This is a genomic window from Malaciobacter canalis (assembly GCF_008000835.1).
Classification (GTDB): domain Bacteria; phylum Campylobacterota; class Campylobacteria; order Campylobacterales; family Arcobacteraceae; genus Malaciobacter; species Malaciobacter canalis.
Genome location: NZ_CP042812.1, coordinates 2266574 through 2278729, shown reverse-complemented (window position 1 = coordinate 2278729; position 12156 = coordinate 2266574). Strand labels below are relative to the sequence as shown.

Genomic DNA, 12156 nt, shown 5'->3' with positions numbered 1-12156 from the left:
TTATCTTTTTAGTCTATTAACAATATCAAGCATTTCATCTGTTGTTGTTATAGCCTTAGAGTTGGCTTCATAAGCACGCTGTGCTGTAATTAAATCAACCATTTCATTTACAAGTTTTACATTTGAAAGCTCAATCATACCTTGTCTTAAGTTCCCAAATTGATTCTCTGTTGGATTTCCATCAAGTGCTGCTCCTGATGCTTCTGTTTCTTTAAAAAGTGATTCTCCAATTGGTGCAAGTCCTGCTGGGTTTATAAAATCTGACATAGTAATTTGACCTAAAGTAACAACAGTTTCTGTTGCTTTATCAGTTGCAGTTACTAATCCATCTTTTGCAATTGAAAGTTTTACTACATTGTCCGGAATTACAATTTCTGGATCAAGTGGGTAACCATTTGCATTTACAATTGTACCCTCATCATTTACTTTAAATGCTCCACTTCTAGTGTATGCAGCTTCGCCATCTGGCATAGTTATCCTAAAAAAACCATTTCCCTCAATTGCAATATCAAGGGGGTTACCTGTTGATTTTAAATCACCTTGCAAGAAGCTTTTTTGTACACCTGAAACTCTAACTCCCATCCCCACATCAATTCCAGTTGGATTTCTTGTGGTTTCAGAAGTTTGCCCAGCTGTGTAGTTTAATGTTTCATACATTAAGTCTTGGAATTCAGCTCTATCTTTTTTGAAACCTAATGTATTTACATTTGCGATGTTATTTGAAGTAACATCAATTTGACTCTGCTGGGAATTCATTCCTGTTGCAGCAGTGTATAAGCCTCTAATCATAAAAAATCCTTTTTTTAGAGATATTATTAAATTATATTTAAAGAATTTTTAAAGTTAGATAAAATTTTATTAAAATATTAAGTGTAAATTTAAAACAAATTAAATATAATAGTTAACAAATTTTTGAAAATAAAATGTTTTAAAGGCTTGAATAATGAAAATTTTAATAGTTGATGATAGTTCTACAATGAGAAGAATCATTGGTAATGTAGTAATGCAGTTAGGCTTTTCAAAAGAAGATTTTGATGAAGCAGAAGATGGAGTAAAAGCATGGAAGCTTCTTTCAGAATCTCACTTTGATATAATTTTAACTGATTGGAATATGCCAAATATGAATGGACTTGAATTAGTAAAAAAAGTAAGATCAGAAGGTAATCATCAAAAAACTCCAATTATTATGATTACTACAGAAGGTGGTAAATCAGAAGTTATTACAGCTTTAAAAGCTGGGGTTAATAACTATATTGTTAAGCCATTTAGTGCAGATATTTTAAAAGAGAAACTTGATGGAGTGTTGAAAAACTAAGTTATGGTTTTAGCAACTTTAAATATAAAGGTTTAAATTATGAGTATGAGTCAAGAAGAAATAGAATCACTTATGAATGGGCTAGATTTAGATGAAAATGAAAATTCTGAAGAAGTTAAAATAGAAGAGAATGATGAAAATGAAACTAATGATGTTGAAGAAAATATTGATGAGCCTATAGTAGATGAAACTGTTAATAAAACCGATGAAACTGACAATGCAACTTCACAAGAAGATTACTCTTCTACTGATGATGGATTGGATGATATATTAGCAAACATTGATGATGTAGATGATAATGAAACTGCAAGTGATGAGGATATTGATGAGCTTTTAAAAGGAATTGATGGAGTAGATGATGACTCTACTGATTCTTACTCATCAAATGAAACTCAAAGTGATGATTTGAATACATCAGAAGAGAGTGATAATTTAGATACATCAAGCCAAAGTGATGAAATTAGTGAAGAAAACTATGATGACATTTTAGCAGGAATTGATGGAATTACAGATAATGAGCCAGTTAAAACAAATATAGAATCAAAAAAAGAAGAAACTCCTAAAGTTGAAGATAAAACTGAAAAAGTACAGGAGAGAAATAATGACCATGAAGAGCATATTGTGAGTAAAATAGATGAAGGAATTTTTCCTTTTCCAGCAGAAAAAGATACTAAAGTTGTTAATCAATTAAGCCAAGTTGCAAATGATTCAGAAGAGAAAGCCTCTAAAATTTTTGATGTGTTAAGTTATGTTCTTGATGATAATAATGATGTTCAAAAGTCTTTGAAAACAACAGATGAATTTTTAAATAAACAGACTGCACTTTTAGAATCTTTAAATAAAAAGTTTCCAAATATATCAATTTTTGAGCAACATTTAAATGAAACTGCAAAAATGAAACAAGAGATAGCTTCTGTAAGTGGAAAGCTTGATGCTGAAAATATGCAAATATTTGAAGCGATGGAGTTAATGCAATTTCATGATATAAATAGACAAAAAATTGAAAGAGTAATGACTGTAATTAGAAAACTTTCAATTTATCTTAATAACTTATTTGAAGATGAAGGTTCACATCAAGAAATTGCAGTTGCTAGACATATTCATGGAGATAGTACAGCTGATGTTTTAGATGATGCAGATTTAGAATCATTGATTTCAGAGTTTGGAAATTAAGGAGAAATAATGAATCAAGGAACATACCCCCTAGCAGCAGCAATGGTAAATCAACTAAATAGAGTTGATATGATTTCAAATAATCTTGCCAATGCAAATACAACAGGTTTTAAACAAGAGGGAATGACTGAGGGTTCATTTAATCACTATTTGCAAAGAGCTGAGAGTGAGGGTTTTACTCCAAATAAAGTAAACACAATTACAAATACTATTCCAAAATTAAATGGAAAGTATATAAATGAAGAAGTTGGGCCTATAGTTGCAACAGGAAATGCACTAGATTTTGCATTAAAAGATTCAAACTCTTTTTTTAAAGTTTTAAATGACAATGGTCAAGTTGAATACACAAGAGATGGTTCTTTTAAAATTTTAGATAATATGTTAGTAGATTCAAAAGGTAGAAATATCCTTGATAACAATAATGAACCAATTGCAACAGAAGATGATTATATAAACTTAATTTCTGTGGTTAAAATAGATTTTAAAGATTTAGAAAAAGTAGGATATAACAACTATAAAACAAAAGAGGGTGCACAAATTGAGCAACTTGAACTAAATGACGGAGAAATACTTCAAGGTTCATTGGAAAAATCAAATATCAATACAGTTTCAACAATGGTTGCTTTAATTGATGCAAATAGAAGATTTCAACAAACTCAAAAAGGTATAACTACTATTGATGAGTTAAATGCAAAAGTTATTGATAAAATAGGGAATAATACTAGATGAAGCCAAGTAGCGTAACAGATACATTATTTAATCAGTTAAATTTTAGAGGTGATAGACAAAAAGTTATTTCAAGTAATATAGCAAATATTAATACACCTGGGTATAAAACAAAAGAGTTAGTTTTTGAAAGTGAATTGAAAAAAGCTAGTAGTTCTAGTTTACAAATGTATAAAACTAATCCTATGCACCTTTCATCTTCTGATCATATTTCAAACCCTAATCAAAAACATGTTGTTGAAGTAAAAGGATTAGAAGAACAAAATGATGGCAATAATGTTAACTTAGATGCACAAATGAGTGAAATGACAAAAAATAAGGTTATTTTTGATGCATTACAAACAGCCATTAAAAAAGATTCAAGACTATTTAGATCAGTTATCGAGTCTTCTGCAAAAAATTAATTAGGATATATATTATATGGATCAACTTTTTAAGTTTGTAAATAATTTAAATGCTGCACAAAGAGCAGTTATAATTGGAGGTTTTTCTTTACTTTTTGTATTATTAGTAGGGTTGTTAATTTACTCAAATATAAAAGCTGAAGATAAAAAGTTTAATTATATAATTGCTTCAAACTTAACAAAAAATCAAGTAATGCTTGCTAGTAATGAATTGGAAAGCTCAGGAGTACCATTTTCTGTAATTGGTGGTGGTAATGACTTGACTCTAAAGACTTCAAAAGAGTTTATAAATATTGCAAAAATCAAGCTTGTTACAAGCGAAGCAGCAACAAGTAAGCATGTAGGATGGGAAATTTTTGAAAAATCCTCTTTAGGAACAACAAATTTTGAAAATAAAGTTAAGTATTTAAGAGCTTTAGAAGGTGAACTTTCAAGATCATTAGAGTCACTTTCAGGTATTTTAAGAGCAAGTGTTAAAATAGCAATTCCTAAAGATACAATTTTTACAGAAAGAAAAACTGAACCAACTGCATCTGCTGTTTTGACATTAAAGCCAGGAGTTTTTTTAACTCAAAAGCAAATTGATGGAATCAAAAATTTTATTGCTTCTGCTGTATCAGATTTAAATGATGAAAATATAAAATTAATTGATCAAGATGGTGCCTTATTAGAACACTCAAAAGATGAAATTGCAAATTTACAATCATTAACGCAAAATAAATACAAAAAAAAGCTTGAATCTGATTATGAAAAGAAAATAGTATCTTTGCTAGAACCAATTGTAGGACCAAATAGGGTTGTAGCAAGGGTAAGTGTTGATTTGAATTTTACAAAGAAGCATATACAAGAAGAGATTTTTGATCCTGAGGGTACAATTAGAAGTCAAGAAACACAAGAAAATGTCTCTTCTTCACAAGGCGGACCTGGAAACAATGGTGCTGTTGCAGGGGTTGATAGCAATATAGAAGAACCTCAAAATGGTAATGGAAATAATAACAGTCAATCTTCAAATGAATCAACAAAAACTTTGACAAATTATGAAATATCTAAAAAGATAATTGAAGAGCAAGACAATAACTACTCTCGTATTAAAAAAATAAGTGCAGCAGTTACTTTTGATTCTACAATACTTGAAAATGCTGAAAATAAAGAAGAGTTTTTAGCTTCTGTAGAATCAATTGTTGAAGAAACAATTGGATATGAGCAAAAAAGAGGTGATAAAATCAGTGTAAAAAGCTTTAAGTTTGTTGGACTTAAAGCGCTTGGAAATGCAGCTGGACAAAGAGTGGATGAAAATGGTAATATAATCCAAGAAGAATCAGCTGATACAATTACAATGGTTAAGACTTTACTTAAAGAGTTCAGTGAATATATTCAATACTTAATTGCAGCAATTTTATTATTTATTTTTTATAGAAAATTTATTGTAAATCATGAGGTTGTGGTTTTAGGTGATGGAACAGCAAAGAAAAAAGATGAAGATGGCAATGATATTGATTTAGTTGGAGATATGCTTCATGGATATGAAGATGAATTTAATGCTCAAAGTGCAAAAGGAAGATTAAAAGCAAAAATTAAAAGTCAAATAATGAATAACTTGACAGGTTTAGATGAAGAGGGTGCAGCTAAGTATGAAATCTTAATTGAAGAGCTTGATAAAGAGATAAATACTAATCCATCTGATATGGCAAAAATGATAGAGTTATTATTATCAGAAGGTAATTCAAAGTTTACATCAAAGAAAAAAGGTAAATAATGTCAGAAGATATAGATAGAGAAGTATTAAAGGGTATGTCAATGACTGAAAAGATTGCCCACTTTTTTGTACTTATAGGAGAAGATGCCACTGTTAAAATCTTCCAACATTTACCAAAAGATGTGGTTGAAGAGATATCTACTGCAATTACTCAAATAAATTCAGTTGATAAAGATGTCTCTTTGGCAATACTAGATGAGTTTCATCTTTATACTAGAACAAAAGGATTTATTAGTTCTGGTGGATTTGATTATGCTAAAGATATTTTATATAAGTCTTTAGGAAAAGGTGAAGCTGATGATGTATTAGCAAAACTATCTAGAATGAAACTTGCTTCTCAATCATTTGCTTATTTAGATGCCATAAATCCAAAACAGTTATCTGATTTTATTAAAGATGAATCACCTCAAACTATTGCTGTTATATTATCACATATGGAGGCTCCAAGAGCAGCTGAAGTTTTAATGCAATTAGAAGAAGATATAAGAGTTAAAGTAACCATGCAAATGGCTACAATTAAAGATGTTTCTCCTGATGTTGTAAGAACAATTTCTGTAATATTAGAGAAAAAGCTAGAATCACTATTATCATCTATTGTTGATGTTGGTGGTGTAAAAGTGGTTGCTGATATGTTAAATAGAGTTGGTCCAAAATCTCAAGAAATTTTAAGAAATATAAATGGGGTTGATACTTCATTAGCTACTAAGATAAAAGAGAATATGTTTGTGTTTGAAGATTTATTAAATTTAGAAACAGAATATGTTATGAAAATCTTACAAAATGTTGATACTGCTGATGTTGCAGTTGCTATGAAAAATGCAACAGAAGAGGATTTAGAAAAAATTACATCAGCTATGTCTCAAAGAGCAAGTGATAGATTTAAAGAAGAGTATGAGATGCTTAATAAAGTAAAAATAAAAGATATCGAAGCAGCCCAAAGAAAAATGCTTGATGTAGCACAAAAAATGATTGAAGAGGGTGTAATCGATAGAGATATGGATGAGTAAAAATGGCAAATAATAATGTTTATTCAACAGCAAAAGTTATTAGTAGTGAAGATAATGTTCAAGATTATAAATTAGGGACTTTTTTACATAATAATACATTGGATACTAGTGCTCAAAAAGAGCAGATGCAAAATATTGCAACTTTAAGTGAACGAGAAATTCCTTTAAGTGTAGATCCACTAGTTGAAGAGATGAAAAATATCTCAGCACAAATTGCAAATTTGAACCTAAAAGTTGATACTATTGAACAAGGTGGTGTCTCTTCAAGAGATGTTGATAGACAAGTTGTAGAAGCTATAAAAGACTTAAAACATTATGCAACTTTTTTTGAACAAGCAACTTTTCAAATGGAATCAAAACTGTTAAAAACATCTGTTGCTCTTGCACAAAAAATTATCTCAATTGAAGTTGGTGAAAACTCTACAAAAATAGCAAAAGAGACTATATCTCATCTTTTATCAAAAATCAAAACTGCTTCACGGGTTAAAATTCATCTTAATCCAAGGGATTATGAAATACTAAGACATGAATTAAAATTGGAATCTTTTATTGAGTTAACTGATGATATAAATGTTGCTCCTGGTGGGGTTGTTATTGCAAGTGACCTTGGAAACTTTGATGGAAATATAGAAGCAAAAGTTGCTTCAATGCTTGAAACACTTGATACTGTAATTTAATAATATTAAAAATTTTTTATATATACACTTCCTTTAACTCAAAATCTAAAACTTTGTGATATAATATGTGCAAAACAAGAAAAAAGATAGCTCATGGAAATTAGTGAAAGAGACTATGACTTACTAGTAGATACGGAAATAGTAGTTGATGTTATATTAGGAACCACTAGCATTACTATTAAAGAGTTTCTTGATTTAAGTGAAGGTGATATTTTATCTTTGGATAAACAAGCTGGAACTGGTGGAGATATTTACGTAAACTCAAGAATCATAGGAACAGGTGATATTATTGTAATTGATGAGAAATTAGCTGTTAGGGTTCAAGATGCTATGGATTCTGATAATGTTGTTAGATATTTCTTTGAAGAAAACTTACTGTAGGAGATAAATCATGTACACAGGAAATTACACAGGAACATATGACGAAAGTAAATATAATCAAATAAAAAATAGAGATAATGATGGCTATACAACTAGAACTGTAGAAACAAATAGTAAAACTGATGCTAGTGGGAATAGTTATACTACTTCTGTTAGTAATGATAAGTTATCAAATAATGACTTTTTGAATCTTATGATTCAAGAATTAAAACTACAAGATCCAACTAAGCCTATGGATTCTCAAAGAATGATGGATTCTCAACTTCAAATGTCAACAATGGAAACAAATAGAGCTATGGCTGCATCTATGGAAAAACTTGTTGCTACTTTTAATCAAACTTCTTTATCAAATGCTACAAATTTAATTGGGAAAAATGTTGAAGATGTAAACACAGATGAAAATGGAGTTTCAAAAGCATATAGTGTATTATCTGTTGAAACACTAAATGGTGAGATGGTTGTAAAAGCTAGACAAATTTTATATATGGAAGATGTTGTAAAAGATGCTGATGGAAATAGATTAGCATATGATGCCAATGGCTTTATTTATAATGAAGATGGTGAAAAAACAGGGCAAAAAATTGTTCTTAAAAATCCTGGTGAGATAGCAGTTGATGAAGATGGAAAACCTGTTATTTTAGATGAAAATGATGAAGAAGTTGCTGAACATGATTTTGTATATGAGGGTATGACTACACCTGTATATTCAAGTGAAATTTCAACAATTCCTTTTGAAAATATTACAAAAGTATTTTAAAGGATAGAAAATGATTGGTGGATTATGGAATGGAATATCTGGATTAAACTCATTTGAAAAAGCACTAAGTGCAGAATCAAATAATGTTGCCAATGTTAATACAATAGGACATAAATCTGATACTGTATCATTTGAAGACTTGATGTATGATGCTGGAGGTTATGGGAAGGGGACAAATATTCAAACAGTTGAAAAAGACTTTTCTCAAGGAAATCTTAAAATTACAGGAAATGAGTATGATGTTGCAATAAGTGGACGAGGTTTTTTCCTTGTAAAAGAGCAACGAACAGATGAAGTTTTTTATACAAGAGCTGGTAATTTTAAAATGGGTTCTAATGGTACTTTACAAAGTAGTAATGGAATGACTGTTCAAGGTATTCAATCTCAAGGCACAATTGCAGTTGGAACTAATCCTAATGACACACAATTTAGTGATAAGTATAACCAATTTCTAGCAAGTGATACAATTGCTTATGGAGATAATATTCAAACTATTAATGCAAGAGCTACTAATTTTAGACAAACAGCAGAAGCTAGTGGTGTTTCTGGGCAAGGATACAAATCAGCCTCTTCAAAAATAAATGATATTCAAGCGCTAAGTACAAATTATAAAGAAAAATTAGAACTTTATAGCTCTAATCCAACAGCAAATCCTGTTGAATCAGTTGCTGCTGTTACACAAGTTCCATATGGTAATTTGATAAATGATTTACAAAGCGAAGATGATATTATAAAAGTTACTATTGGCAATATTACAGTAAAACAAAAGTTTGATACTGATATTCAAACAACAATGAATAAATTTGCAGATAAAATCTCTGAAATTCAAGGAATGAAAGGTGAAGTTGATACAAATGGTTTAGTTACAATTACATCAATGATTCCAGGCGATGATTTAAAAGTTACATATCCATCTGTAAATGATGCAAATGCACCATCAGTTAATGAAATAACAAAACCAGTAAAAGGTTCAGGAATTGGTTTGGTAACTTCTGCAAGAGATGCATTAAAAAATGCCATTGAAGCAGCAGGTGCTGAGTTTATAGATTTAACTACAACTTTAAATACTGCAAATCAAGGTAATCTTGCAACTACTGATCTTCAACTAAAGCTTGATAATTTAAATATTTCAGAAAATGGTCTTGGTGAACTTGAAATTGATAATGGAAAAATATTTGTAAAAGACGGAGATAATAAATTTATCATAGGTTCTATCTCAACTGCATACTTTAATGATGAACTTAGTTTAAACCCAGAGGGTGATAATTTGTTTTCACAATCAAATCTTTCAGGTGATGCAATTGATGCTAGTAATGCAAATACACTTGAGGGGAAAACTTTAGAGTTAAGTAACTCAAACTTAGGTGATAACTTAACAAATCTTATGGTATATCAAAGAGCATTTGAAGCAAACTCAAAATCAGTTACTACTTCTGATGATTTTTTAAAAACAGCAATACAGTTAAAAAAATAGTTAACTGTATTGCTTTAGTGTTTAGATATTAGTACTTTTTAAAGTATTAATATTTGAACATTTAAAGTTTAGATGTTTAAGATTTATATAAAAAGGATAAATCATGATTGGAGCACTTTGGACAGGTATTTCAGGGTTATCATCACAACAAACAGCATTAGATAATGAGTCTAATAATATAGCCAATGTAAATACAATAGGATATAAAAGTTCAAGAATCTCTTTTGCAGATCAAATGTACCAAGATAGAATTGGTAAAGGGTCAAAAATTTTAGATGCAGAAAAACTTTATGTGCAAGGGAACTTGAAGCTAACTGGTGTAAATTATGATATGGCACTTAGTGGAGATGGATTTTTTACAGTAAAAAATAAAACCCAAGGTGGAACATCAGAATCTTTTTATACAAGGGCTGGTAACTTCAGAATGGGTGATAATGGAACTTTACAAGATGCAGCAGGAAATGAGGTACAAGGATGGGCTATGAGACCACTTGATACTGATTCTGATGTAATTTCAACTAATCCAAATGCAACTTTATTTACTGATGATTATTCTGAATTATTAGGTTCAAGAATTATTAGGCATGACACTTATGTAGAAACAATTACAGCAAAAGCAACTGATTATGTTGCAACAACTAGAGCTGATTCAAGTGATGCCTTTTCTGGAACAGGTCTTAAAAGTAAAGCAGCAAAATTAAATGATATTGAAATACTTAAAAAAGAGTATACAAGAAGATTGCAAGATTTGAAAAATACTCCTGATGGTCCATCTTCAACTTCAATCTCACAAAAATCACAAGTAAGATTTGAGGGTGAAACTTTTAAAGGTGAGGGTGATCAAATTTCAATTACCATTAATGGAACAAAAATTGCTCAAAACTTTGTAAGTACAAATGCAACAGATGAATTAATTACTTCTTTAGTGGATTTTGCAGGTGGTGATACTGGTAATTCAGTGGTTACAGGTTCAGGAACTACAACTATTACAAATACTATAACTGCTGCTAATAATACAAGATACTCTATGACTATTAATGGAGAAGAAGTTCACTATGATTCTGATACAGATGCAACAATGCAAGAGATATTAGATGGTTTAGAAAATGCTATTAATACAAATGAGGCTTTAACTTCAAGTACTAATCCTCCAACAGGTATTACAAAAAATAATGTTACTGGTACAATTGAAGTTACATTTGGTTCAAATGCAACTGCTACAGAAACAACATATGCTAGTAGTGTAACAGAAGATTATAATTTAGTAGCAAGTAAAATTGCAACTTATAAAGCCTTAGCAGATAAAATCTCTTCAACTGTTCCTGGAATGACTGCTTATAATGTAATTGATCCAGTTACAGCAGTAGCAGTTGATCAAGGAAAGTTTGAAGAAAAAGATACTTTTAATGTAACAACAAATCCTTTAGATGTATATAAAGGTATGATAGAGATAAAATCTCTTGTTCCTGGTCAAGATTTTATTATTAATAGTATTCAAGAAATGAGTTCAAGCACAACTGTAAGTGGTGAAGTAAATGATACTTTAAGTAGAACAAAAGCACAATCAGGAACAGGTGTTGGTGCATTGGAAAGTATTCAAGATGCCCTATCAAGAGCAATAACTGGTAATCAAAGAAATGTATACGCTCCAGCTGATTTAGCAACTCTTGATACAACTATTGACCATACTTTAGACTTTTCTATATATGATCCAACATTGAAAAAGAATATTGAGTTTTCATTAACATTAGAAGGATCAAATGGTGGGGTTGATATTACAAATGTAGATGAAATGGTAGCTGCTATTCAAAATGGTGGAAATCCTATGGATACTACAAAACAAGTTCAATTTAATAACTATTTTAAAGTTGAAAATGTAAATGGAAACTTAGTAATATCAACTAAAGATTCAAAATATGATTTAGAGTTTAGTACAACTTTAACAGATACTACAAATAGCTTAGTTAAAGATAAAAATTCAGATTTTAGTGGTAGAACAGGTGCAGGAGCAGAGTTTTTAGAAATAACAAATACAATTGAGCAAACAGCAACACAAGATTCACTTCAATTAAAATTAGATGCTTTAAATATTTCAAACTCTCCTTTTGGTGAATTTAATATTGATCAATCAGGTTTAATTACTATGAAGCAAGGTGGAGTTGATTTTGCTATTGGACAAGTTTCAATCGCATTATTTAATAACCAAAGAGGACTTTTACCATCAGGAGATAATTTACTTGCAAAAACAAATGAGTCTGGTGACCCAATTTATAATACAAATAACTCAAAAACTGCAAAAATTGAGGGGAAAACATTGGAGTTAAGTACAGCTGATTTGAGTGAAAGTTTAGTTAATCTAATGGTATTTCAAAGAGCATTTGAAGCAAATGCTAAATCAATTACAACTTCAGATCAATTATTAAACACATTAATAAATCTAAAAAGATAAAATAGGGTATTCCCTATTTTATTATAAAAAGGTAAAG

At 29.9% G+C, this 12156-nt stretch carries 12 protein-coding genes; 11 read left to right on the top strand and 1 reads right to left on the bottom strand.

The window, feature by feature from the left end; translation table 11 throughout:
- The gene (gene flgG / locus ACAN_RS11350; RefSeq protein ID WP_099334285.1) at nt 1-789 is read right to left on the bottom strand and encodes a flagellar basal-body rod protein FlgG; all 789 of its coding nucleotides are present in this window, start codon (nt 787-789) and stop codon (nt 1-3) included.
- A 154-nt stretch (nt 790-943) separates the two neighbouring features.
- Between flgG and ACAN_RS11345 the strand changes: the two genes are divergently transcribed.
- The 11 genes from ACAN_RS11345 (at nt 944) to ACAN_RS11295 (ending at nt 12119) form a co-directional block, all read left to right on the top strand.
- The gene (locus ACAN_RS11345; protein WP_079576876.1) at nt 944-1315 is read left to right on the top strand and encodes a response regulator; all 372 of its coding nucleotides are present in this window, start codon (nt 944-946) and stop codon (nt 1313-1315) included.
- A gap of 39 nt (nt 1316-1354) precedes the next feature.
- The gene (locus ACAN_RS11340; RefSeq protein ID WP_099334286.1) at nt 1355-2488 is read left to right on the top strand and encodes a hypothetical protein; all 1134 of its coding nucleotides are present in this window, start codon (nt 1355-1357) and stop codon (nt 2486-2488) included.
- A gap of 9 nt (nt 2489-2497) precedes the next feature.
- Nucleotides 2498-3217, top strand: coding sequence for a flagellar hook-basal body protein (locus ACAN_RS11335; protein WP_099334287.1), 720 nt, complete (start codon nt 2498-2500; stop codon nt 3215-3217).
- Complete coding sequence (gene flgB / locus ACAN_RS11330; protein ID WP_099334288.1) at nt 3214-3618, top strand: flagellar basal body rod protein FlgB; 405 nt, start codon at nt 3214-3216, stop codon at nt 3616-3618. Before ACAN_RS11335 ends, flgB begins: the two co-directional genes overlap by 4 nt.
- A gap of 16 nt (nt 3619-3634) precedes the next feature.
- Nucleotides 3635-5374: a flagellar basal-body MS-ring/collar protein FliF gene (fliF, locus tag ACAN_RS11325; protein ID WP_099334289.1), complete on the top strand. Its 1740-nt coding sequence runs from the start codon at nt 3635-3637 to the stop codon at nt 5372-5374.
- Complete coding sequence (gene fliG, locus ACAN_RS11320; protein WP_099334290.1) at nt 5374-6381, top strand: flagellar motor switch protein FliG; 1008 nt, start codon at nt 5374-5376, stop codon at nt 6379-6381. The genes fliF and fliG overlap by 1 nt, the downstream gene beginning before the upstream one ends.
- A 2-nt stretch (nt 6382-6383) precedes the next feature.
- On the top strand, nt 6384-7058 hold the full coding sequence (locus ACAN_RS11315) for a FliH/SctL family protein (protein WP_079576882.1): 675 nt from the start codon (nt 6384-6386) through the stop codon (nt 7056-7058).
- 93 nt (nt 7059-7151) lie between these two features.
- Nucleotides 7152-7439, top strand: a complete 288-nt coding sequence (locus tag ACAN_RS11310; protein WP_079576883.1) for a FliM/FliN family flagellar motor switch protein — start codon at nt 7152-7154, stop codon at nt 7437-7439.
- 10 nt (nt 7440-7449) lie between these two features.
- Entirely contained in the window at nt 7450-8196 is a 747-nt protein-coding gene (locus ACAN_RS11305) for a flagellar hook assembly protein FlgD (protein ID WP_099334291.1), read from the top strand.
- A gap of 10 nt (nt 8197-8206) precedes the next feature.
- Nucleotides 8207-9670, top strand: coding sequence for a flagellar hook-basal body complex protein (locus ACAN_RS11300; RefSeq protein WP_099334292.1), 1464 nt, complete (start codon nt 8207-8209; stop codon nt 9668-9670).
- 103 nt (nt 9671-9773) lie between these two features.
- A complete protein-coding gene (locus tag ACAN_RS11295; protein WP_099334293.1) occupies nt 9774-12119 on the top strand; it encodes a flagellar hook-basal body complex protein in 2346 nt (781 codons plus the stop codon).
- Nucleotides 12120-12156: the final 37 nt, after the last annotated feature.